Source organism: Anaerobacterium chartisolvens, from assembly GCF_003337415.1.
In the GTDB taxonomy this organism is placed as follows: domain Bacteria; phylum Bacillota; class Clostridia; order Acetivibrionales; family DSM-27016; genus Anaerobacterium; species Anaerobacterium chartisolvens.
The window spans coordinates 105,774-128,871 of sequence record NZ_QPJT01000015.1; the positions used below are offsets into that span (position 1 = coordinate 105,774).

General features: G+C 39.5%; 25 protein-coding genes. 4 read left to right on the forward strand and 21 right to left on the reverse strand.

Annotation, left to right across the window (positions count from 1 at the left end; all coding sequences use genetic code 11):
• Nucleotides 1-631: 631 nt before the first annotated feature.
• The 9 genes from DFR58_RS22400 to DFR58_RS13570 all read right to left on the reverse strand — a co-directional run bounded on the left by DFR58_RS22400 (nt 632) and on the right by DFR58_RS13570 (nt 7,284).
• Nucleotides 632-943 (reverse strand): integrase core domain-containing protein, encoded by a 312-nt coding sequence (locus DFR58_RS22400; protein WP_242987636.1) that lies wholly within the window; start codon nt 941-943, stop codon nt 632-634.
• Between the two features lie 87 nt (nt 944-1,030).
• Nucleotides 1,031-1,459 carry an IS3 family transposase gene (locus tag DFR58_RS22405; RefSeq protein WP_242987638.1) on the reverse strand — a complete coding sequence of 143 codons (429 nt, stop codon included), beginning with the start codon at nt 1,457-1,459 and terminating at the stop codon, nt 1,031-1,033.
• Nucleotides 1,460-1,533: 74 nt separating this feature from the next.
• Nucleotides 1,534-1,821 carry a transposase gene (locus DFR58_RS13535; RefSeq protein ID WP_114298386.1) on the reverse strand — a complete coding sequence of 96 codons (288 nt, stop codon included), beginning with the start codon at nt 1,819-1,821 and terminating at the stop codon, nt 1,534-1,536.
• A 424-nt stretch (nt 1,822-2,245) separates the two neighbouring features.
• The gene (locus DFR58_RS13545; protein ID WP_114298387.1) at nt 2,246-2,749 is read right to left on the reverse strand and encodes a hypothetical protein; all 504 of its coding nucleotides are present in this window, start codon (nt 2,747-2,749) and stop codon (nt 2,246-2,248) included.
• 111 nt (nt 2,750-2,860) lie between these two features.
• Complete coding sequence (locus DFR58_RS13550; protein WP_242987639.1) at nt 2,861-3,292, reverse strand: hypothetical protein; 432 nt, start codon at nt 3,290-3,292, stop codon at nt 2,861-2,863.
• Nucleotides 3,240-4,304, reverse strand: coding sequence for a Fic family protein (locus DFR58_RS13555; protein ID WP_114298389.1), 1,065 nt, complete (start codon nt 4,302-4,304; stop codon nt 3,240-3,242). The genes DFR58_RS13550 and DFR58_RS13555 overlap by 53 nt, the downstream gene beginning before the upstream one ends.
• Before the next feature lie 298 nt (nt 4,305-4,602).
• Nucleotides 4,603-5,043, reverse strand: a complete 441-nt coding sequence (locus DFR58_RS13560; protein ID WP_114298412.1) for a GNAT family N-acetyltransferase — start codon at nt 5,041-5,043, stop codon at nt 4,603-4,605.
• 592 nt (nt 5,044-5,635) lie between these two features.
• Nucleotides 5,636-6,346: an ABC transporter permease gene (locus tag DFR58_RS13565; RefSeq protein ID WP_114298390.1), complete on the reverse strand. Its 711-nt coding sequence runs from the start codon at nt 6,344-6,346 to the stop codon at nt 5,636-5,638.
• Nucleotides 6,346-7,284 carry an ABC transporter ATP-binding protein gene (locus tag DFR58_RS13570; RefSeq protein ID WP_114298391.1) on the reverse strand — a complete coding sequence of 313 codons (939 nt, stop codon included), beginning with the start codon at nt 7,282-7,284 and terminating at the stop codon, nt 6,346-6,348. The genes DFR58_RS13565 and DFR58_RS13570 overlap by 1 nt, the downstream gene beginning before the upstream one ends.
• Before the next feature lie 165 nt (nt 7,285-7,449).
• On the opposite strand from DFR58_RS13570, the gene DFR58_RS13575 reads away from it, so the two are divergent.
• Both DFR58_RS13575 and DFR58_RS13580 read left to right on the forward strand, forming a co-directional pair.
• Entirely contained in the window at nt 7,450-8,124 is a 675-nt protein-coding gene (locus DFR58_RS13575; protein WP_114298392.1) for a response regulator transcription factor, read from the forward strand.
• Nucleotides 8,121-9,269: a sensor histidine kinase gene (locus DFR58_RS13580; RefSeq protein ID WP_114298393.1), complete on the forward strand. Its 1,149-nt coding sequence runs from the start codon at nt 8,121-8,123 to the stop codon at nt 9,267-9,269. The genes DFR58_RS13575 and DFR58_RS13580 overlap by 4 nt, the downstream gene beginning before the upstream one ends.
• A 31-nt stretch (nt 9,270-9,300) precedes the next feature.
• Here DFR58_RS13580 and DFR58_RS13585 read toward each other — a convergent pair whose 3' ends face one another.
• From DFR58_RS13585 to DFR58_RS13645, 12 genes are all read right to left on the reverse strand, one after another.
• The gene (locus DFR58_RS13585) at nt 9,301-10,068 is read right to left on the reverse strand and encodes an EFR1 family ferrodoxin (protein ID WP_114298394.1); all 768 of its coding nucleotides are present in this window, start codon (nt 10,066-10,068) and stop codon (nt 9,301-9,303) included.
• A 396-nt stretch (nt 10,069-10,464) separates the two neighbouring features.
• Entirely contained in the window at nt 10,465-11,046 is a 582-nt protein-coding gene (locus DFR58_RS13595; protein ID WP_114298396.1) for a TetR/AcrR family transcriptional regulator, read from the reverse strand.
• Nucleotides 11,047-11,434: 388 nt separating this feature from the next.
• Nucleotides 11,435-11,755, reverse strand: a complete 321-nt coding sequence (locus DFR58_RS13600) for a hypothetical protein (protein ID WP_114298397.1) — start codon at nt 11,753-11,755, stop codon at nt 11,435-11,437.
• Nucleotides 11,756-12,027: 272 nt separating this feature from the next.
• Entirely contained in the window at nt 12,028-12,249 is a 222-nt protein-coding gene (locus DFR58_RS13605; protein WP_114298398.1) for a hypothetical protein, read from the reverse strand.
• A gap of 73 nt (nt 12,250-12,322) precedes the next feature.
• On the reverse strand, nt 12,323-13,579 hold the full coding sequence (locus tag DFR58_RS13610; protein WP_114298399.1) for a Wadjet anti-phage system protein JetD domain-containing protein: 1,257 nt from the start codon (nt 13,577-13,579) through the stop codon (nt 12,323-12,325).
• Nucleotides 13,572-16,970, reverse strand: coding sequence for an ATP-binding protein (locus DFR58_RS13615; protein WP_114298400.1), 3,399 nt, complete (start codon nt 16,968-16,970; stop codon nt 13,572-13,574). The genes DFR58_RS13610 and DFR58_RS13615 overlap by 8 nt, the downstream gene beginning before the upstream one ends.
• Complete coding sequence (locus DFR58_RS13620) at nt 16,967-17,626, reverse strand: DUF4194 domain-containing protein (protein ID WP_170138152.1); 660 nt, start codon at nt 17,624-17,626, stop codon at nt 16,967-16,969. The genes DFR58_RS13615 and DFR58_RS13620 overlap by 4 nt, the downstream gene beginning before the upstream one ends.
• Nucleotides 17,616-19,022 carry a Wadjet anti-phage system protein JetA family protein gene (locus tag DFR58_RS13625; protein WP_114298402.1) on the reverse strand — a complete coding sequence of 469 codons (1,407 nt, stop codon included), beginning with the start codon at nt 19,020-19,022 and terminating at the stop codon, nt 17,616-17,618. Before DFR58_RS13625 ends, DFR58_RS13620 begins: the two co-directional genes overlap by 11 nt.
• A 222-nt stretch (nt 19,023-19,244) precedes the next feature.
• Nucleotides 19,245-20,411: a Fic family protein gene (locus DFR58_RS13630; RefSeq protein WP_341457407.1), complete on the reverse strand. Its 1,167-nt coding sequence runs from the start codon at nt 20,409-20,411 to the stop codon at nt 19,245-19,247.
• Between the two features lie 131 nt (nt 20,412-20,542).
• Nucleotides 20,543-20,740 carry a holin gene (locus tag DFR58_RS13635; protein ID WP_114298403.1) on the reverse strand — a complete coding sequence of 66 codons (198 nt, stop codon included), beginning with the start codon at nt 20,738-20,740 and terminating at the stop codon, nt 20,543-20,545.
• Nucleotides 20,740-20,955 carry a hypothetical protein gene (locus DFR58_RS22190; protein WP_147273179.1) on the reverse strand — a complete coding sequence of 72 codons (216 nt, stop codon included), beginning with the start codon at nt 20,953-20,955 and terminating at the stop codon, nt 20,740-20,742. Before DFR58_RS22190 ends, DFR58_RS13635 begins: the two co-directional genes overlap by 1 nt.
• Nucleotides 20,915-21,451, reverse strand: a complete 537-nt coding sequence (locus tag DFR58_RS13645; RefSeq protein WP_114298405.1) for an N-acetylmuramoyl-L-alanine amidase family protein — start codon at nt 21,449-21,451, stop codon at nt 20,915-20,917. Before DFR58_RS13645 ends, DFR58_RS22190 begins: the two co-directional genes overlap by 41 nt.
• Before the next feature lie 163 nt (nt 21,452-21,614).
• On the opposite strand from DFR58_RS13645, the gene DFR58_RS13650 reads away from it, so the two are divergent.
• Entirely contained in the window at nt 21,615-22,430 is an 816-nt protein-coding gene (locus DFR58_RS13650; protein WP_114298406.1) for an IS630 family transposase, read from the forward strand.
• 72 nt (nt 22,431-22,502) lie between these two features.
• On the forward strand, nt 22,503-23,098 hold a 596-nt coding region (locus DFR58_RS13655; RefSeq protein WP_207659232.1), incomplete at its 3' end, for an IS256 family transposase.

Genomic DNA, 23,098 nt, shown 5'->3' on the forward strand with positions numbered 1-23,098 from the left:
TTATATCCCTACACATAGATAGGTGTCACTGTGTTCAAAGTAAAATTTAATAGTCGTCTTTAAATCTATATAAATCAGAGCAATAAAAAAGCTGCTCAGGTAAGTTACCCAAGCCAGCTCATTTATCTTCAAATGGGAGTGTAAATAATTTTGTGTATTTGGATTTTATGTAAATCCTTCTTAGGCAAGTAATATTGGTTAAGTTTTGTTTACAGAATACACGGCCGTGTTTTCTTTTCATTATAAAGTATTGCCAATTGTAAAAGTTTTATACATAAACTTCATAATAATTGGCAATACTTATTTATTTTCCAAATCATAAAAATCAAAATCTAACGGTGCTATGTTTACTTTTTTGAGATCCAGTCAATAATTTTATCGAGGCCCGGCTCTGTCCGATAACCTGCAATGCTGGGAAGCAACGGGAAACCTACAACCGGGCTGAAATTTTTATAAATTTCCAGGAAGCGTACAAAAATCCTACATAAGATTCTATATTTTTTCAAAACAAAGGAGTGCTCAGGATGTTCAACTTTAGTGCTAACCACATGGTGGTACTATGTCAAGAAAAAGTACAAATTAAATATGGAGTTTTATCCGCTAGCCCTGCTGTAAGAATATGCTAATTTTTTTAGCTAGCAAAGTTATCTTTTTTTGATATTTTATATTCTTTTTCATATTGATTTGGAGACACATATCCACAATGACTATGAATTCTTACTGTATTATAAAATGTTTCGATATATTCAAATATCAGCCTGTATGCATGCTTATAATCAATTATTTTATAACGGTTTAACCATTCTCTTTTTATAATCGCATGGAATGCTTCTATACATGCATTGTCCCACGGATAAGCCTTTTTTGAATAACTCCTGATCATTCCTTCCGTTGCTTGCTGATAATCATTTGATACATATTGACATCCCCTGTCTGTATGCATGATTAGCGGTCTATCCACATTTCTCTTTTCTTTTGCTTTATTTGTGGTCCTAATTACATATTCAGTCTCTAAAGTATCACTTAATGTTCATGCAATAATTTTACGTGAAAATAAATCCATTATACTTGTCAGATATACAAATCCCTCAAAAGTCCAAATATAGGTAATATCAGAACACCAAACGGCATTCGGTTCATCTGGGTTGAATTGCTCATTTAGAATATTTTCTAATTTAGTACTGAAATCAGAGTTAACAGTTGTCTCCGTATAGGGCTTTACATACTGTGCCTTTATTCCCATTTCTTTCATATAATTGCCGACTGTCTTTTCGGCTATTGTTTCTCCTTCATCATGAAGTTTTTCAGTAATTTTGGGTGCCCCATAATTCTGGTGCGATTCATCATATATTTCCTGAATTTTTTCTTTTAACATTTCTTTTCGTTTTGTTCTGTCTGAGGGTAAACGTTTTAACCATGCATTATATCCTGACCTTGAAACGCCTAAATATTTCAACATTCCGCTGACACAAACCCGGCGTTTTCCACTGAGTTCTTCCTTCTTTGCGGTGACTTCTGTATAAATAGCTTATGTCATCTTCCCAGAATGTTGATTGCTTTTTTTAATACATCAAGCGCATCCTGCGCATCGCGCAGTTCCTTTTTTAACCGTGCGATTTCTTTTGCTTCATCGCTAGAATAATTTCCGGATCCTCTGGTAGGTACTTCACCTTGGTGTTCTTTTGCTGCATTTACCCAGTTACTTAATGCAGACTTACTGATTCCCAGATTCTTAGCACAGCCATTCATACCTAATTCCCTATGCCCATGATAATAAGATACCGCATCTTCTTTAAAATCTTGTGTGTACTGTACGCTCATGTTAAGCTCCTCCATCTTGTATTTATTGTAACAATTTATTTGGAACTTTCCACATTTGCTTTGTACTATTTATATTCTACCACCAATACGTTCTTGTTGGGATAATTCACTAATACGGTATGCCAGGAAATTCAGTTCATCAAGGGCAGGTTTTTCAGGTATGTAGTCAAGCTCCGCCCCCTCCATATTCATGCACTCAACAATTTGATATGGCTGGCCCTCCGTTATCCTGGCGCGATGCAATGCATCCTGCAGCTCTCACTTGCCTGCCGGAAGAGCAAGGTATGCGCCGATGTATCCCGGCGCATCGTATAAATCTGTCCTCATCAGCGTTATGGTCATCACTTTTTCTTTTTCTGGCATTCGATTCTCTCCTTCCTGAAATATATAAGTCGCCCTCGATTTCGATTAAAGCCAAAGAGTGCTACATATTGAACTGCATTCCCTGGCCTGTCGGTTCCTGCTTAAACTCCTGTTCCGGCTTAATAGAATACTCATCGCTATCGTTCCAGAAGCTAATATAGATTTCACCCTCCGGAGTTTTGATAGGCCGCTGTTCAAGGCCTTCTCCAAACCCATCAGCGTTTTGCCCGCAAATAAAATCCAATAGCCCGGCTGTTTCTTTACTTGATAATGATTCCTTCAGCCCCGCGGTCATCACTCCCCACAGCTCGCCGCCGACAATTTCAACCGACGGGTACAGGCTGTGCACCTTTTGGCTGAGGGCTTCATCATGGATGTACTCCGCAAGCCCTCTGTCATTTTCAAACTGGCGGTTCTCTTTTGCGATGGCAGCAAGGATAGCCTCCTCATATGCCAAGGCCTCCGAGGAGGTCATTTGAATAGGGTTATCCTCCATTCCAAACTCACCTTGCGGATAGGTGACAATCTTCAGAGGGAAAAAGATACGCATTGTTTCATTTGCCATTGTGCTTTCCTCCATTCGTTTTGATATCATACATTTAGATCCCTAAAAAAGGCACAAAAAAAGCGGGGTATCTTCGTTAGAAAATACTCCCCGCTAATTTTCAGAGGTTACTTAGATTCCGTAATGGATCATAAATTTATGCCGCCGCACCGCTTCCTCTATTTTTTTAGAAAGGGTCTGCAGCTCTGCCCGGCCGGTTAAGTCAATTATTTTCTTAAATTCGGGCAGGGATGACGGCGGTATTAATGTTATGCCGTAATATACAAGTCCGTTGCCCGGACGGGAAAGGGTGTGAATATATGTTTCCAGTACACTTAATTCCCTGAGCAAGGGTTCAATGTGATCATCGTGTATTGCAATACAGCCATATTTTTCGGGACAATATTCGTCATACCTTTTATCTTGCTCCGGCTCCGTTTCAAAGATTCCAAACTCATGCTTTGCCATTTGATCACCTATATACCATTGCCTGTCGGCGAGGTTCTCTGCGTTATGATTGTGCCTGCTCCGTATTTCGTATATATGCCGTTTTCTTGCCTGCACCAGTTTTGATGATATACCCCTCTTTCAGCAATCCGGCCAGTGCAACCTCAATGGTCGAAGTACTTATATCGGGGCATTTTTCAAGGATGTCTCTTTTAGACAGCCTTTTTAGCGTGTTATCAAACAACAGCCTTATTCTTTCAGGTTTTGACAAGCTCCTGTTTTGTAAATGCTCTACCCTTGATGAAAATTCTTTATAGGCATTGAGGATAATCCCTAAACAATACTTCACAAAAGGCAGATTGTCATTTTTATTCTCATGCCACAGCTGCGAGCTGTTCTGCAACGTCTCATAGTAGGTTTCCTTTGTCTTCTCGATAATCATTTCCAGGCTTATATATTTTCCAACAATATATCCTGAGCGATAAAGCAGCAAAAGCGTTAGCAGCCTGCTCATCCTTCCGTTTCCGTCATTGAAGGGATGTATACAAAGAAAATCCAGAACAAACATGGGAATCAAAAGTAGAGGATCATGCTTTTCCGCATTGATAGCCTCAACAAATGTATTTGTCAGTCTTTCCATCGCATCCGGTGTTTCAAAAGCAGACAAAGGCTGAAAACGGATTCTGTTATTTCCTTCAGGGTCAGTTTCTGCAATGATATTATCTGATTTTTTAAAATTACCGCCTGACGATGACGGGCTGAATTGATAAAGATCCCTGTGAAGCTGCAGTATTACATTTACTCTGGGAGGCATATAATCATAGTTTTCATGAATCAGCTGGAGAACTTCCCGGTAACCGGCGATTTCAGATTCAGAACGGTTTCGCGGTTCGGCTTTTTCCTTGACAATGGCATCAAGACGTTCGTCAGAAGTATATATGCCTTCAATTCTGTTGGATGCGCCAATGCTTTGGATTTTGGCAATCTCAAGCATCGCATTCAAAATATCCGGCTTCGCTTCTATAAACAATTCCTGTTTTCCTTTGTACTCATGTATTGCTGATACCAGATTCATGATATCACTGCAGAACAATTCGTTCGGAATCACATTGTAGTTGAATTCTCGCATATGTTCACTCTCTTTCTGCACATCAGATCATCTTTATGCATAATTCTATATACATTTTGTGCATAAGTCAAGTAAATTAGGCAGAATTGAAAGCTGTATTCTGCACAAAGCTCAATGATTCTGCACTATTTATTGCTAACTATGTGCAGAACATGTTTCACTTTTATGCTGCTTCATAATACCACACCTTCTATCAGTTTCTATCACTTCTATCACAATCAAGTGATAGAAAGCCAGAAAACCACCTTAAAGTTTATGACAAACATACAGTCTTATCAACGCTATACTCTCAACGTAGTTATCGCTCCCATTTCAGATAAACCATATCAACCAGTTGTTTTCCATCTTCAAACATTGGGTGGTCGTAATTATCTATAAAAAAGTTTTTTATTCTATGTGATTCGGTAAAACCACATTTTTTATAAAAAGTAAGGGCAGAGGGAACATCCCCCGTCCCAACCAGCATAGTGTTGCAATCAGTGTAAGCAGAAAATAGGAACTCTATCAGGGCTTTTCCATAGCCTTTTCGTCGACAATCAGATAAAACAGCAATGTTTTTAAGCTCATAAACACCATCAGCTTCTTGTGTAATCACACATTCAGCTTTTATGCCATTATCATCCAAAACAAACATTTCACCATGATCAAGATACTTATCTATCATATCTTCTTGCTCGTCAGCCAGCAATAATAGGTCCATATATTCTTTTTTGTTGTCAGTAATTTTTCTTATATTCATAATATCAGAATGTACTTCGGCATGGGTCGCATCATAATCTTTAATCCCTTGAATCAATTCTTGTTTAGCCAATTCCATCTCTGCATTTGACTCAGCTTTTTTATTAGATAAATATTTATATGCTTTTTGAACAAGTACAGTAGTCGCAACTCCTACCGCAACAGCTGCTCCTAGCCACGGAAACATTTTTCTTTTTCCTGAATTGATAAGTAAGTCTACCAATTTTTTAGGACCACCATTTGCTTTTGCCATCTTTGATAGTTCTGCATAATCCCATGCCATTTTATTTTCCTCCGCAAATTTCGGTTTGTTTGTATGTTCTATATTTATTGCCAACCATGGGAAATTCAAGTCTGGACTCTGAAATACCAAATGTCATCTATGAAATACCTCAAAAATCCGGGTCAAAAAACGCACTTTTTTGCCCGGATTTTTGCTTAATTTTCGCTCCAAAACCACAATACGTCATCATTATCACGCACTCAACATGCCTTGAGTGGGTAAAAAAGATGCCGACTGAGGCTGGTAGCCCCTTGGCGGTGGGGTATAAAGCTTATAACCCATGTTTATTGTGCAAAAAGCCTGATTGAATCTATTGCTGTTCGGCAAACCTCCACCATGCGACTGTTCCAACAAACCCCGTTATTCCTGTAATAGCAAGTATGGCGATGCTGGCGAAGCCAAGAGGAACATTTGAAATGAACAAAGCCGGAATTGTCCAGGGAAAGTAAGCGGCAAGCCCAGCCTGCGCAACGACATTGGAAATGATCACAATAAGGAACGCAAACCCAATAGGAGCCAAATATCCCTTACTGACATTCGCCAACAGGGCACTTATTGTGCTGACAGCCATAATTAGCAATGACGTTGCCATAAAAGCAAGAAAGCTATTCACGATAAGCAATCCTGTCCCACCATTAAGCCCAATCAGTATTCCCATAATGAACACAACCGCAAACATGAAGAAGGCCAACAGTACATCCCAAAGGAAAACTACGATAAACTTTGACAGCACCACATAAAGTTTAGATACTGGCTTCACAAGCAATTCACTGATCGTTTTATCTGTATATTCCCGTCCGAAAACCCAACAGGCGGTGAAAGAAAATCCAATTACCAAAAGAGCAGTAATGGAACCAAGTAAATCAGTTAAATAAGGCGCCCAGCCAGTACCAGCAGCGTTGATATATGTGACTAAACCAAGCATAATTGGCATGGTGGCAAATGCAGCAACGACAATCCAAAAAACACTTGAACGCAATACTTTAAGGGCTTCGCAATGTACAAATGATAATATCTTCATCAGTGTATCCTCCTTGTGCTTTGAATGATCCGTAAAAAATAACCTTCTAAATCTTCGGTAACGATGTTTAATTGTGTTGGGGGTTGTCCAAAACGAACCAGCAGTTCGGCCAATCTTTCGGGTTCTTCCGTCGCGGGGCCTTCCGAAAGGAACAAGCGTCCATCTGTGCTTTCCTCAAAACGATATCTATGTTCCGAGAGTATCTGTTTCATTGCATTTTTATCGCGGCCATCCAGAACCACGTGTTTTTGTAAAGACTGCTCCAAATGCGCCATTTTGATTTCCTGGATCAACTGTCCTTCATGGATTATTCCAATTCGATCAACCAGCTTTGAAAGTTCTTCCAGTTGGTGACTTGATATAAAAACAGTAACCCCAAAATTTTTCGATAAATCGAAAAGCATCTCCCTGATTTCCACGACACCAGCGGGGTCAAGACCGTTGATGGGTTCATCCAAAATTAAAATCTTTGGATTGTGGATCATTGCTTTCGCTAATCCTAACCGTTGTTTATTTCCCAGAGAAAGATTCTTCGCTTTCTTATCTTTATGAGCTTCCAAGCCGAGCTTTTGTATCACACGAGTGATGGATTGGCGGTCAGATATCATTTGCATCCGGCGGGCAATGTCTAAATTTTCTATTACAGTAAGCCCTGGATAATAAGTTGCTTCTTCCAAATAGCCAATTTTCTCCCATAACTTGTGACTTCCGGAGTCAACTTTATTCCCCAGCATGTAGATACTGCCGGACGAGGGTTTGAGCAATGACAGCATCATTTTGATTGTGGTCGATTTACCTGCCCCATTCAGACCAAGAAACCCGAATATTTCGCCATGATTCACATCAAGTGAAAGATCGCTGACGGCGCGATAATCACCGAATTTTTTTGTAAGGCCATCCATCTGTATTGCAGCGTAACAGCTACTTGTTTTTTCCATTTGCTTTACTCCTTTTGTGATTTTCATTTTGCATCTTTATCTTAAATGACGCTATAATGCACTTTAATCTTTAAACATAAACTGAACCTCAATTTTTACTCAGAAATTCGTTGATGTTCATTTTACTTTATAGGTGGTATACTATTGCAAATGGAGGTGAATATAGTGTTCGATATTTTAGTTGTCGAAGATGACATAAATACTCAGAAACTAATGTGCGCTGTTTTAAAGCGCGGCGGATATAACGCATGTACTGCAAATGATGGTCTTGAAGCACTTGACAAGATGGAAACACAACGATTTGATTTGATTGTTTTGGATTTGATGATGCCTCGCTTGGATGGCTATGAGTTATGTCATCAATTACGTGATGTTGGCGAAAACATCCCGATCCTGATGGTAACCGCTAATCAAGATACGGAAAACAAACATAAAGGTTTTCTTTCCGGAACTGATGATTATATGACGAAACCCTTTGATGAACAAGAAATGTTGTTCCGAATAAAGGCACTTTTGCGTCGGGCGCGAATTACCAGCGAACACAAAGTGGTCATGGGCGAAACTACAGCGGACTACAATACGCTTGCAGTTTCATGGAAAGATGAACAGCTTGCTTTACCAAAGAAAGAATTTCAACTTCTTTTTAAGCTCATGAGTTATCCCGATATGATATTCACGCGCAATCAACTAATGGACGAAATTTGGGGCTTGGAGACTGAAACAGACGAACATACCCTGAATGTCCATATCAACAGACTGCGCGATAAATTCAGAGACAACCCCGATTTTGAAATTGTGACAGTGCGCGGCTTGGGGTATAAGATTGTGAGGCGCGTATGAAACGAATAAAAAAGTGGCTTCCTCCGAAAATCAGTCTTGCGGTTTCCTTGGTAGCTTTGGTTTTTCTGGTCATGCTTTTGTCCATTTTTTCGGCTGGGTTGATTGCTTATTTGCTAATTCAAATAGGCATCTTGGATTTAGAAGGTACCGCAAGTCCAAGTCGAGCAATCTCCATAATGGTATATATCAGTATTTTTATGGGCGTGGTAATAGCAACATTATTAAGTCGGCGCTCTGTTAAACCAATCCGAGATATGATGAAAGCCACCGAAAAGGTATCTCAGGGTAATTTCTCGGTTATGGTAAACGGCAGTTTTGTCTTTGAATTGGATGCGCTTGCCGGGAGCTTCAATAAGATGGTGCAGGAGTTAAAAGGTATCGAAACCCTGCGCAGTGACTTTGTGAGAAACTTTTCCCATGAGTTCAAAACACCCATTACTTCGATTAGTGGATTCGCCAAACTATTACAAGCGGGTGATGCTAGCGACGAGGAAAAGCAGGAATACCTAAATATAATTGTGAAGGAATCAGAGCGGCTTGTTCATCTTTCCACTAACGTTCTTAACCTTTCAAAAATAGAAAGTACAGAGATTATTAGCGAAAAAACTATCTATTGTTTAGATGAACAAATCAGACTTGCAATTGTAATGTTAGAACCAAAGTGGAGCGATAAAAATCTTCACGTTGACATTAACCTTGAAGATGGAATTAAAATACTCAGTAACAAAAATTTAATTCAGCAGATTTGGGTTAATCTTCTTGATAATGCCATCAAGTACACCAACAATGGCGGAGTAATTAAAGTGGGCCTATGGAGGAGCGGACAAAAGGCTACCTTCCGGCTTGAAGATAACGGATACGGAATGAGTGATGAAACCATGAGGCATATGTTTGACAAATTCTATCAGGGAGATACCTCTCATTCAATGGCTGGAAATGGATTAGGGTTAACTTTAGTCAAGAGAATTACCAAGTTATGTGAAGGAACTATTAAAGTACAAAGCGAGCTTGGAAAAGGTAGTATTTTTATTGTACAACTGCCATTAGGCCTGAATGTAAAGGTCGATAATAACGCCCTCAACAATTCCGATCCGGAACGTCAAATTTTCGATGAGTCTATAGGCTCGGCTAGTAATAAGCCCTAAAGCCCAAGCAAACCACCGACGCGGCCGTATGTTATGATTTTTCGTTAATCATATCCGTAAGTGTTACATCTGGGTGATGATAACGGCCACGGTTTTGTGTTTTATTCTTAAAGTTGATGGCTTGTTTAGGGCACCACTGAACACAAGCCATGCACTGCTCGCAGTGATGCAAAAATATTGGCTTGCCGTCTTGCATTTTTATATTTTCAACAGGACAAACTTTGCTGCAGATTGCGCAGTTGTTACAAGCTTCGCTTACATTGAACCCTTTGTCCTTATTTGCCAGGGACTTTATAAAAAGTCCATGAATTAGTTCCATTAGACTGTTTTTAAAAATTGTCTTTACAGCCATACTTTGAATGTCCTTAATAACCTGCTTTGTAGCCTGTGCTTGGGCCTTTGCTTTATTATCGGGATCGCTTCCCATGGGGTACAAAACAACATAATTAGAATAGCACCTAATGCTTTCACCATAGCTCAGTTTTCCACCCTTGCCACCAATGATTTTGCTGATATTCGTCAAACCGCCGGCAACCCCGCTTCCGCTTGTACAAATAGCAAAAATAAAGCTGTTTTTGTTTTCTGAAAGGTCAAGTGCTTTTATAAACCTCTCAACCACAATCGGCATACCGCCAGCGTACATAGGATACACAAAGCCAATTCGCTCGTATATACCGCTTAACTTGTGCGATTTCCCCATTGAAATTATCTCGCAGTCTTCAATAGCGGCGGCGACATCTTTTGCCACTTTTAGACTGTTACCTGTACCAGAAAAATAGAATATGATATTCTTTGACATTAGCGTCCTCCTTGCTCCATTACATGTTACATTATTTAATATTAGCAACTTGCAATATTGATTTTATCATATCTCATAACAAACTACAATAAAATAAATATGTAACTTGTTATTGATTTTATTATTTTTTTCAACTATAAAGGAACAATCATACCTGCAACGATGGAATAACGTTACAGAAATGTATGCCACCTTCAGCTTGACCGTACTTTGAAAAGAGTGATCATGTTTGGGAATATAAATAACGCCCTCAACAATTCCTATTTGGAACGTCAAGGGCTTGAAAGTTACCTCATCGTGTTTTAGAGCTTTGTTAAACTTTAGGAAACACCCAGTACATACCCTCATGCTGGGTATCGCGAGAGGGCAAAGGCTAGCCGTCATCTCCTGCTCGATTCATTTATTAGGATTTTTAAGTCCTCTTATTAAAAGATTTACAACAGATTCCAAGTTCTGTATTCGATCAGGATCTTCTAATGAGTTTGGGTGGAAAAAAACGCTGGTTGCAAAGTATACGGCTCTTGCCGCTTGATGAGGAAATTTTGTAAAAAAAATACCTTCCTTAACTCCTTGTACAATAATCTCCTTGATACAATTAATCCCGTCTTCTATACTTTTTTCTATTACTTCCATGGAACTTCTGGCTAGTTTAATGTAGTTTGCAAACATTTCCGGCTCATTAATGGCACTGCGGTGTTTAGCTTCCGCAAATTCTTTGAGTAAATGAAATAGCTTAATATCAGCAGGACTATCTTCCTTTAATATATCATTTGAAGGAGCATGCAGATTTGTAAGCCAGCGTTCAGTAACAGCGTTCCAAAGTGCAGTTTTTCCATTATAATATCTATAAATGGCAGCGTGGCTAACTTTTAATGATTTTGCAACGTCAGTGATATTCGCTTTGTCTGGTCCGAAACGGCGAATAACTTCTTCTGTTGCGTTGAGGATTATCTCTTTATTTAATGCTATCTTTTCCAATTCATCACCGCTCGTATTAAGACTTAAATTATAATTGCTATTTTTTCATTTTTCAATTATATCACTACAGGCTACGAGTTTCAAGTTACACGAATTGTAATCGTCCTATATTTTTAGGGCTATATTTTTTGGGTAATCTTCAAAACTTCCGAATGTCATCTATGAAACGCTCCAAAAATCAGGGCCAAAAATCGCTGTTTTTTGTCTCAAAATTTGCCTGTTTTTTACTTCAAAGCCACTACATATAGTGGTTGACTCGTCTTATTTGTCCTTCATCCACAATACGTCATCATTATTATACACTCAACATGCCTTGAGTGTACAAAAAAGATGCCGCTTGAACCTGGTGGGGCCTTGGCGGAAAATCACTAATGCAATTGAAATATGCTTATTCCACAAAAGGATTAGTGTCATCTGGAACTTCCTGAATTATTACTATGGGATCAGAAATCAAACCATACTTTTCATCTTCAGGATATGTCACAGCAATTGTAGGATTACTCCCTGCATATGCTATGACACTTTCCATCGTATCCCATTTCGTACATAAAAAGAAATGAGCATATTCTCCTTGTTCTACAATTTTTAAAAAAGCTCCTCTGTTTCCCAAAATTGCCAAAGTATCTTTTACGCCTGTCTCATATTCATATTTTTCAAATGCATCCTTCATTTCTATTGGAACAATTCCGTGCCATGTTCGTGATATCATTTTTCATTCTCCTTATAATTACCAAACTCTATTTATTTTTCTCCAGAAGACAAACCGTCTCAACATGGCTCAAAGCCTTCATATTGATGTCTCGAGTGTATTTTCCGTTTTGTCCGTTCGCGGGAATATATCAATAGTGGTTTTAATGGCCTTTTCCGTACTAGGAAACATGTCCACAATGCAATTACAACTTCTATCCGTGTTCGGAAACAAGTCAATACCGTCATGAAAATACACGCACAAAATCAAAAACATTGGATTTCCGAATAACTCTAAATATAATAGCTATGTTCATACTTGCGTTTTGCTTCTTCAACTGAGTGATTTCCAAATGCAGCATTAAGTGCGGAAATAAGCTCTCCTATCTGTTCCTTAGAATAGCCTAATGATTTAGCAGCAAATAATGCGTAACCGCAACAAGCACTGTTTGACCATGACTCGTCACACAATAAAGTCCTGATGATTTGATTTTTATTCTCTTGCTCAGCATTCATGCTTACTGACCTCCTTAAGGATAATCTCAATAAGCATATGCAAGTATACACCAAATTTATGACAAAATAAAAGCTAATCCGCTGATTCTACAAGCATAGATTCTTGCTCTAAACGAACTTTATTTTCAATTAAATAATTAATACAATCATAACAATCCTGCAATTCCTGTTTTGTAATAAGCGACCTCAATTTTTCGGCATATTGCATCGTTATCGAAGCGGTAAGGTGTTTGTAGTTAACTAGTTCTGATGTATCCATCCGAAACGGTTTGATCTCATTCAAAACTTCACGTCTTAGACGCGCTAACATGGTAAATCCTCCATAGTCTATATCGCCCCAGTGTTCCCAAATGCTGCCCTCTGGCATTCTTTCCTTAATAGCCAGGAAAAACAGTTTTTTGGATGGGCTATACTGTCCTGCGTGGTAAAGAACAAGTTCATCATCCGCTTTGTTTTTTTGTATATATTCAATATAATTTGCCCGGTTCTCAATGGTCAATATACGTTTTACATAAGGTGATATAACCAAGTCCCCTCTTACTAAGTCGGATATACTGATGCTGCTTCCAAAACGAAGATAAGCAAAGTCAACCACCTCTGTTTTAATCACCAGACTAACTTTCCCGCAGAACTCAAATTGTTCAGGATATTTGACAATCCCAACTTGCCGAAGTATATCCTCGTCGCGGGTATCATCATCGCACTCAAAGTACTTACGTAGTATACTGATGGTACGAGACCTTGCTACCCTCTCAAATTTTTTTGAGTCTCCAAAACACAGTAGCGAGAATACTCTTTCGGTAAGCTCTATGTTATTCATATTATCAATCGCACTGAAAACTTTGAACAGGTTATTCCGTTCCTCTTTATCGGCAGGAATAGAACTGGCAATACTGCGTCTTTTGGAAACCTCAGTATAAGCATCATGAAAAAATGTCTTGAGCCATGGAGCGGACACCTGTTCGTGCATATCTAGCAACTCCAAGCAGATTTCATCTACAACATCACTTTTTGATTTACGTTCGGCAATTTCATATGCAAACTCCAGTCTATCTGTGTTCAGCCACACTTTTGCTATGATGTGATCACGTTCGCCTTTCATCCATTCAAAGGATAGCAAATCCAGTTCGGCTAACTCTACTACTGCTCGGTTTACAGAAATGCGACGCTCACTTTTCTCAATATCATAATAAGGGAAATCGCTCTTGCCACCATCGTATAATTTCAAAAGTATTCTACGCGTGGGTTGCTTTTCGTCTCTAAAGAAACTACTGCGCTCATATTTATCTAATAATGCCCAAAGTATGTTTTTCTGAATTTTATCACTCATAAATTATTTCCTCTACTTGTTTTGGATCAAAACTCCGGACGCAAGTGCGTTTCCCGTCTCTTAAAACGCAGAGATTCTTATCTACAAGCGTTGCAATGTCACCTATCTTGTCAGGCGGAGCAGATAAGATGACTTGAAACTCAAACTTCCGCAATAGTTCAATACTCCTGACTATTCGTTCACCATCCATTTTAGAAAAGGCCTCATCAAAAATAATAAGTCGAGATGTCTTATAACTTTTCTCTCTTCCTGCACGATACAGTTGAGCGAAAGAGGCCAGTACAGCGATGTAAAAAGGAGTCTGAGTCTCACCACCAGATTTTTTACCAAGTGTTTTTGATAACCGTTGTGATACACCATCATGCCCCACAACCTCAAGATCAAAATCCAGATACGTACGGTAATCTGTAAATTCATGAACACGTTTTTCATATTCAATGCTTCCCTGTGGTCCGCCTGTTCCATCTTCATTGGTTATTATTGCAAATAAATCCGCAATTTCATCCTTATATTTCGCATTGAATTGTCCTGAGAGCAGATTATATCCGCCCTGAAGAAGCATATCATCTACGATCATGTCATAATAGCGCCTGTATTCGGGTTTGGGAATAATACGAAACCGATATGTATCTTCCCCAAAAGATGCCCCGCGCAATGCACCGTTTAATTCATCAATTTGGCGTTTGGCATTGTTTATATTGTTTTGTAAGCGGCTCAAAAAGTCTTCTTGAAATTGCTCAAAGGCCTTTGAACGTGCATCTGTGATTCTGGCTAAGTAATCCGGTAATTTATTATCAGTGAGCTCCAACCATGCGTCATCATAGACCTCATTGCCTTCTGCCTTAATGTCAAATCCCATTTTGTATTTATCATTGTATTTACGTCGCAAATCTAATGTTTGCTCCCATGCATCCTCTTTTGCATTTTTGGTTCTACTCCGTTCTCTTGGGAAAGCGTCGGCGATATTATCGGGTTTTCCTCTGGAAGATAATTCCCTTACATATCTAGGGTAACCAATTTCCCTAATCCAATCGTCACTGTATCCGCTTGCGATATTTGCTTCCTTCTCTTCCTGTTCTTCAGTAAGTTTAGGAATAGTTTCTTCTTTTAGGCGGCGCAGTGTTTCTTCAAGTTTTCCTCTATTCTCTGAGAATTGACGTAGTAATTGGTCTTGTTCTGATATATTTTTATCCAAAGCGGCAATACGATTTTTCAAGGAATCAATAGCGCTTGTATCAATTGCTTCACGACTTTTTCGTAGCGTTAATAAATCCGATTCAAGAGTAGGGATCGAAGAAAAATTCCTTGCAGCTGAAACACAATTATCTATTTCAGTATTGCTCAGCAAAGTTAATCCACTGATGTAATCAAGTCCAATTTTTATGCCAGCGCAAACTGTGACTTGCTCAGTCAAAAAGTTAATCTCTTGTTTAACGGTTTCAAGTCTTCTTTGAATCGCGCCTTGCCCAATGGCCGGTTTTGCCCAGCGCTCCGGATTCATTGCTCTGACAACAAAATTTTGATAAAGCATTCCTTCGTCAGTAACTGAGGTACGGAACCGTCGCAACTCACCTACGCTGTCACATTTTTGAACGCGCCCTAAAGTGTAATCTAAAAAAACTTTTACATCCAAGTCATCTGTTTCGATCTCTTCTGCTAGACTTCCCTCATCTGCTGTAGGATTTAATCGTTTTAGCTTTTCAACATCGACAATTCCTGTACCATAGATTGCTTGTTGGCGTTTTATCGTATCATAGACATGCAGAGCCGCATTAAAATATTCCTGTGGCACAATGATGTAAAATCTTTGTGTATTGAGATAACCTTCAATAGCATTGCGCCAGCGGTCACTTTTAATTTCGGCGGCTTCCGCGACAATACGCACATTTACTTCCCTTTTCGCAATTGTACGCAATCGAGAAATCACTGCAGCCTTCAAGTCGAGCGCATCCTGTGGAAAACGATAAATTCCTCCTTCAAGTGATTGCTGTTCGGCCATAAGCTCTGATCGCTGCCTTGCTAATGCTTCCTGCTCATCCCGCAAGCGCGAAGCTAATTCAATAGAATGCCTTTTTAGATTGTCAGCGTTAGCAGAATACTTAGCCAATCCAGACTCTCCAACATACAGCACGGCATCCATATCCATACTTGCTAAGGATACACTACCTTCGAGAAAGCTGTTCCCTTCCATGCATATGTCGCTGATTCGAGATGTCACACCTGCTTGCAATAAACCCGTATCTATTGAATTGATTTTTTGAAGCATTGCCTCAGTGTATCTCCGCCACGATGAAATATGCGATGAAAGGATACTAAGCGCCTTTTCAAATTCATTGCGGAGTGTTCGGATTTGGCTCTCTTTTTCAACAATTTGACGATCTATTATATCTAAAGCCTGTGCAGCGCTGTCATTTAACAGTTGAGCGTTTAATGTGTCTCGTTGCTCACGGAGTTTTACTAGACGAGTATCCTCTTCAGTTATCTTTTTAATCAACTCATCAAGTTGCTCTGAAACTCTTTTTGCGCTTGTTAAAGCTGAATCCAGTTCGATTCTTTTCATATCTGCGAATGCACGATCAATTAAATAAGAATAAAGCCGTTCATTGTTTCGTTGCGTAGTAAAGCTTTGGTGGACATTAATAATCCTTTCCAGCAACGAAATTCTCTCTTTAAGGACATCGGCTTCCGCCTCAAGCCTTTTGTAGCTTCTGATGTTTTCTTGCATATGACTAACATCAACAGCTTGCTGCGTATCACACACAAAATCAGAAATAAATTGCTGAATATCCACATTGGGATTGAAAGAAACCGCTTTTTTAAGAAGCCCTGCAAAGCGGTCGCGTAAACCGCCAAGTTTGCCATATAGTTTTGTTCTGAAGTCTCTCCCAACATCAGTTGTTTCATAATGCCCTGCATAACGTTCTTTTAGGAAAGTGCGCAATGCAGTAATATCCATTGGTGTATTTCCATGTAAAAATCCATTATTATGCATTGCACCATCATAAAGAAAGAACAGTTTTTGTGTGTCATTTTCTGAATATGTATCAAAGCAACAGCCTACCGTAAAGGCCTTTTTCTTTTCTGTATCATAGAACTCCAATACTACATAGCTTGAAAATCTGCCGCTCCGAAGATAACGAAACCCTGAATCTTCATCATCACCCAATTCACCCATAAGGTAGCCCTTAAGGGTGCGATTACCACGGCCGCTAGCTGCTTTATTAAAAAAGCTACCACTTGTATCACCCAGTAATATCAATTGCATAGCATCGATAATAGTAGATTTTCCCGAAGCGTTCTTTCCTGTGAGAAAATTAAGCTGATTGAATTCGATTAATTCATGGTTAAAATAATGCCAATGAATTAACAAGAGTTTGCGTAAAAGTTTCATTCCAAATCCTCCTGTTCCTCAGCTTCTATTTCCGCGTCAGTATCAGCATCATCAGTTCGGAGTTCTTCTAATTCTATCATCATATCGTTAATCCCTTGGTTAGGAATAATTGACAGAATGGATGTGAAAATCAACACACCGTTTCCCTCAGCACTCCAAGCTGTAGTTTCAGTTTTTTGGATGATGTTAAAATGGGAAAGGGTGCGTTGCGCTTCAAGTCGTTCTTTTTGTGTTGTTTTTCCCTTGTTGAGAAGCCCCAGTGTCCTCATTTTCTCAACAATAGAGCTTGTATCAGTTCGTACAATATGTAGGTTGTCACCCTGTTCCCGTCCTTCTTCGTATATTAATCGACATGTATAAAGGAAAAGAGTGGTAAAACGATCCATACGCAGTCGGTTATGATCATATTCGTTTATAAGCGAGATAACACCGTAGTTATCATCCTTTTCCAACCTCCAGCCAGACACATAAAAGTAATCGCGCATACATTCAAACAGCCGATTGATCATTCTATAATCCCCGTTAGGCTCAGTCCATTGTTTGTCAGGCTTATACACATCGCGGACGAGATACGTATGCGACAGGAGGTAATTAGCCAGCCTGCGAAATTCACCCTTTTCGTAATTGGATAAAGCTTCAAAAGTTTCACTCCACATTGCTAGGAACCTCCTTTTTAATGATGGCCATATTAGGAATAGCATATCCGTTCTGCTGAATTCGCCCTTCCCCTATCTCGACAGTATAAGGCATGCCCCTGTCATTTTGACGAATTACAGCCAAAATGAGTAGTATAAAGTCGGAATCTCCTGATATTTGGATGTCCTTTGTCTCAATCCGGCTGACACCGTTTATAAAAAGGCTATCAACAAAAGCACGTACCTTTGCGGCAGAGTATCTGTTTTTTATTTGCTCCAGTAAGTATCCTTCTGCAAGATCAGTAAACGAATCGTCTAGGTCAACGGCGAGCGGAGTTCTTTCAACGCGTCGACTCTTAACATTTTTATGATACAAAGACTGAGAATCAAAAAACTCCTGTCTGTTAACGCGAATAGTTTTTTCCATAATATCAGCAAGTTGATCGCGTTTATCGTCTGTCATGCTCGCGTATGTCTTTAACAGTTCCGCAAGCTTTCCTTTTATGGTCTGATCTGCGGTCATCAGATATTGGATTTTCTCAATTGAGCTTTTGGTATAGGTACTGTGTTTTCGATCTATCTCACTAACTAGGTCGCCAACCGTCTGGTATGCATCCAAAATATAGTCAATTGCTTTGATAATTTCCTCATCGGCTTCTGCTTCATCGTCATACTTTTTTATATTAATAGCTCGATCACGCATAGTTTTCATCAGGGATTCATCTGCCAGTATATCTGTTAGCAAGCTCTGAATCGGACCCATATAACGATGAACAGAATCCATTGTCTTGATGGGATGGTAGATGCGATCCGACATTTTTTTGTATTCGCCAAAGTGATCCTGCAGAAGAAGATTAACATCTTGCTGCTCCACAATCCCTCGAAGAAAGCCACGTATCCCATGATAAAGCGTTCTTAATGCATACTGCAATTGTTCTGTATTTGCTCTTGCAGATAAAACGGCCTCATACATATGAGACTCATTCTCCGTTTTGGCCTGCTTTAACCCGGAGAATGTAGCGAAAACTAGAGAATTATATTCCTGCAGTGAATTGTTACCAAAATCACTGAGTATTTTCATAATAGGAATCGCATAACTACGTGGCGTGATAATTTCGATAAAGGAACCATCCAGAAATTCTTTATCAACCCATCCTGTCTTAACAAAGCGATTTAGAATCAACCGAGCTTTTCCGCTAAGGGTTAGCCCGCCTTCTTGCGCCTCATCATCTTCCTCCAGTTCAAAAGCCCTGTCCTCTAATATTGAGATTAGCGATGAAATATAGTCGTCCACACGAATATTCAATTCAAACTTGAACATTTCGTGTAGAATCATCAGCGCATCAAAATAGATCTCCCGATTGCCGGAAGATAAAACTGAGAAAAAATTACCCGGAACTACATCAAACAGTTTCAATTCATCATCACCTTACATTGTTCTTTACATACTCCTCTACGATTCGCTCCACATAGGCTAATCTGCCATCTTGTTTATTTTTCCTACTTATCACACAATCCTGTTACATAAAGAATCCGTCAGTATCAAAAATATGGTCTAATTCATCATTGCTCATAGCGCGAGACACTTTGTCACGAATAGCAAGGATTACAACCAATTTATTAAGACCATTTATAATACCTAAAGTTGAGTATCCTTCCTCAAATAGTCAAGATATTGGGTATAGCTAAACCTTCTGTTACGTTTAAACGAAGTTGTCTCCTTCATTATCTCCAACCCAACCAGTTTCTCTACAGCCTTTGCAACGGTATTATATTGTAGACCAAGCGCCTGTGCCGTTTTTGCAATATAAATAATAGGATTGTTCTCGATATAATTAAGCAGCCTAAAAAGCGTGTCCTTTCTCCCTCTCAATGCTTCGATCCTGGCGTAGTTCACCTTATGAAGGTTTGTCAATTCATTTATTGTATTGCATGCATCACTAGCAGAATCTACAACCGCATTTAGAAAAAATCGAATCCACTCTTCAAAGTGCCCCTTAGTTCTCACATCCGTCAAGCGATCGTAATATTCAATCCTGTTTCTTTTAAAGAAATATGAAATGTATAGAACCGGGCACTTCAGCAATTGTTGTACAATCATCCAAAGGGTTATAAGCATCCTCCCTATTCTCCCGTTTCCATCAAGAAAAGGGTGTATCGTCTCAAACTGATAATGAATCAATCCAGCTTTTATCAGAGGGTCTATTTCGTCATCGGCATTCATGAATTTTTCCAAGTCCGACATTGCTTTTTCCATAGGCTCCACAGTTGGAGGAACAAAAACGGCATTTTTCAAGTTTCCACCCTGTGGTCCAATCCAATTCTGGCTTCGCCTGAACTCCCCCGGACTCTTCTCCTGTCCTCGTACACCTTCCATTAATACCACATGGGTCTCCTTAAAAAGCCTATTGCACAAAGGCAACTCTTGCAGCCGAGAAATTGCAAATTGCATAGCTTTAATGTAATTTACAACATCTGCAACATCAAGGTTTGTGTTTTCCTCAATATCAGGGTCAAGAATATCATCCAAAGTCGCCTGCGTACCCTCGATTTGTGATGACAGCAAAGCTTCCTTTCGAACATACATTGCAACGAACAAATCAATATTTGGTATCTGCTCTGAAATTCCATCAAGTCTCCCAACCAAGCGATGAGCCTTGCTGAGTAAAAATGTCATTTCATCATCAATTTTTATATGCGGAAGTGGTGGCAATGGTGCTGGTTCAAATGCTTTATAGCTCATTTCCCCAGATAATACATTAATATTTTTCCCTGCACGTTCAGATTTAATTTCAACTACCTCCAAAATGAAATATACTTAAATATTACCATATCTTATTTCATTTTTCAAGTTAATAATGAAATAAGATATGGTTTTCTGCTCCCATATTTCATTTTGTGTTTTGCAGTTTTTAATTTTATCGAGATACTTAATTGTTAAAAACTATCCTTGCTTGTTGGATTATTAAAAATTGCGAATGCAGACAATACAGCAAATATCAGGGTCGTAAGTTCCTTAACGCTGTCTTCAGTCAGTCCAACATGGTCAAGCAAACCGTAGTTTTTCATAATAAACAGTAAAAGCGCCGCAATTGCTGTCCAGGCGACCGGGCTTCTCCATCTCGATTGATTCATTATGAAATTCCTCCCTTCATTAATAAAGCCGCTACCCTTTTTATAAGGATGGCGGCATATTCACCAGCTACATTTTTACCTTTTACTGCATTCTGCTTCCAGTAATCCGGTGACTGTATGATTCTGAATTCCTGAACAACATCTAGTTCACTGTCTAAGTCTGGGCTTTCTTCTTTAAAAAGGTATATTGAAATATTTAAGTACACCTTTCGCAATAACTGTCCCTATTTGTTCGATATGGGATATAATCCACTGGGCATCATTCGGATTATCATGATAGGCTGTTTCTACCAGAGCAGCAGGTGCATCAGTGTAGGCCAGTTCATACATGTGCTTACCTGGTCCATAGAAGTTATACCCTTCCTTAACTCCTCTGTCTGATGTCGGCGTTAAGGGTGAAAGCTCTGCATAAACAACTCTTGCAAGCTTTTCTCCATTCCCTCCAAACCTGTGGCAGTATACCTCGCATCCCCTTCCACCACCGGCATTACTGTGAATGGCGAAATGAACATCCGGTTTTTTTGCATTACTGTCTGCCACAACCTGTGAAAGAGACCACTCCGGCTTGTTTCTGTAAACCTTGACTCCATGCCTCTCAAGTACCTGCTGAGTTACATCCGCCACTTGGTTCATCCTCTGTTCTTCCGTGCCGTAGTTACCCGCTCCAACATTGTCATCCTGTGTTGAAGGGCTTAAATATACCTTAATCATCTTTCCTCACCTCATCCTTCGATATATCATCCTGACTCTCTATTTTACCGGCATTATCATTTTTTGTTTTCAGCTTAACTAGTACAGGACACTGGAAATCCGTACCCAATAGGGCAATAGTGGATATTATTGCATAAGTGTCCTGTATAGGATACAATCTCCAGTGGATATTTATGTAAACCGAGTTACTATAGTTTACATGAGAAAACTAATTGACAAAATAAAAGTGAAACGTAAAGACAGAGAAGAACTGATAAAGACTGTGAACGCACAGAAATCTGAACAACGAGAGGTATTGAGGTCAAGAATTATACTTATACTGAATGATGGAAAGCGTGAAAATGAAGTAGCACAGCAACTTGGTATCGACATCAAGACTGTTAGGAAGTGGAGAGACCGCTTCCACTCCAAAGGTATTGATGGACTTGAGGATAGCCCACGTTCAGGAGCACCCACAACCTTTACAATACTACAAAGGTGCGAGATTATTGCTGTTGCATGTGATAAGCCGAGTAATTACGGGTATGATACGAATAATCACTGGACTGGGAAGATATTGACGGAAGCAGCAAATGCAACTATTGATGGACTCAGTATAAGTGAATCCAGTGTAAGAAGGACCCTCCAAATGAACGATTTGAAACCTCATAAGTTCAGGATGTGGCTCCACAGTAAGGATCCCGAATTTACAGAAAGAGTTAATGAGGTAGTGAATTTATATATAAATACTCCGAGTGATGAAGTAGTTATATGTGTAGATGAAAAAACAGGAATGCAGGCTACCGAAAGGATTGCCGAGACCATCCTTCCCAAACCCGGTATTGCAGTCAAGTATGAATCTGAGTATATTCGCCACGGTACACAGTCTTTGATTGCTGCGTTTGACATCAAGACAGGTAATGTGATAGCCCAGTGTGGAGATAGCCGGACAGCAGAGGATTTGTTGGGATTGATGGAGCAAGTGGAGAGTGTAAAATAGTTTGTGCTTTTACCAAAACCATTTTATCAAATAGTATAATAGAATGGAAAGGTGGAAAAGCGCATGGGTTTAATGGATAGGAAGCAGTTACGTGAGTTCATCAAGGAGAACAACATCAAGTCGGCAACTGACATTCAGAATACCTTAAAGGAAATGTTTAAGGATGTGATGCAGGAAATGCTTGAGGCTGAGTTAGATGACACTTTGGGGTATGCAAAAAACGACACGAACAGCAAGGAAACAGAGAATAGGCGAAATGGACATTCTAAGAAGACGCTCCGTAGTGAGTATGGCGAAATGGAGCTTGATATCCCCCGAGATCGTGAAGGTGAATTTGACCCGGTCATCGTAAAAAAGCACCAGAAAAATGTGGCTGGTATTGAAGAGCAGATTATAGCTCTATATGCTAAAGGGATGTCAGCAAGAGATATACAGGATCATCTGAACCAGCTCTATGGGGTTGAAGTATCCCCGACAGTTGTATCGAATATAACCAACCGGCTCATGCCGCTCATCAAGGAATGGCAAGGCCGCCCGCTGCAAAGCGTATATGCTATAGCGTTTTTAGATGCGATACACTATAAAGTCCGGCAGGAAGGACATATAGTCAACAAGGCAGCATACATGTGTGTGGGAGTAGATCTGGACGGAAACAAAGATGTATTGGG

Coding starts and splice junctions, on each gene's coding strand:
- DFR58_RS13555 (WP_114298389.1), bottom strand. CDS start 4,304: ATGCGAGAATTCAACTACAATGTGATTCCGAACGAATTGTTCTGCAGT.
- DFR58_RS13645 (WP_114298405.1), bottom strand. CDS start 21,451: ATGATTAAGGTATATTTAAGCCCTTCAACACAGGATGACAATGTTGGA.
- DFR58_RS13585 (WP_114298394.1), bottom strand. CDS start 10,068: ATGTCAAAGAATATCATATTCTATTTTTCTGGTACAGGTAACAGTCTA.
- DFR58_RS13605 (WP_114298398.1), bottom strand. CDS start 12,249: ATGAATGCTGAGCAAGAGAATAAAAATCAAATCATCAGGACTTTATTG.
- DFR58_RS22405 (WP_242987638.1), bottom strand. CDS start 1,459: ATGTTGAAATATTTAGGCGTTTCAAGGTCAGGATATAATGCATGGTTA.
- DFR58_RS13610 (WP_114298399.1), bottom strand. CDS start 13,579: ATGAGTGATAAAATTCAGAAAAACATACTTTGGGCATTATTAGATAAA.
- DFR58_RS13600 (WP_114298397.1), bottom strand. CDS start 11,755: ATGATATCACGAACATGGCACGGAATTGTTCCAATAGAAATGAAGGAT.
- DFR58_RS22400 (WP_242987636.1), bottom strand. CDS start 943: ATGCATACAGACAGGGGATGTCAATATGTATCAAATGATTATCAGCAA.
- DFR58_RS13620 (WP_170138152.1), bottom strand. CDS start 17,626: ATGTGGAGTGAAACTTTTGAAGCTTTATCCAATTACGAAAAGGGTGAA.
- DFR58_RS13535 (WP_114298386.1), bottom strand. CDS start 1,821: ATGAGCGTACAGTACACACAAGATTTTAAAGAAGATGCGGTATCTTAT.
- DFR58_RS13615 (WP_114298400.1), bottom strand. CDS start 16,970: ATGAAACTTTTACGCAAACTCTTGTTAATTCATTGGCATTATTTTAAC.
- DFR58_RS13570 (WP_114298391.1), bottom strand. CDS start 7,284: ATGGAAAAAACAAGTAGCTGTTACGCTGCAATACAGATGGATGGCCTT.
- DFR58_RS13560 (WP_114298412.1), bottom strand. CDS start 5,043: ATGAATATAAGAAAAATTACTGACAACAAAAAAGAATATATGGACCTA.
- DFR58_RS13580 (WP_114298393.1), top strand. CDS start 8,121: ATGAAACGAATAAAAAAGTGGCTTCCTCCGAAAATCAGTCTTGCGGTT.
- DFR58_RS13545 (WP_114298387.1), bottom strand. CDS start 2,749: ATGGCAAATGAAACAATGCGTATCTTTTTCCCTCTGAAGATTGTCACC.
- DFR58_RS13635 (WP_114298403.1), bottom strand. CDS start 20,740: ATGAATCAATCGAGATGGAGAAGCCCGGTCGCCTGGACAGCAATTGCG.
- DFR58_RS13565 (WP_114298390.1), bottom strand. CDS start 6,346: ATGAAGATATTATCATTTGTACATTGCGAAGCCCTTAAAGTATTGCGT.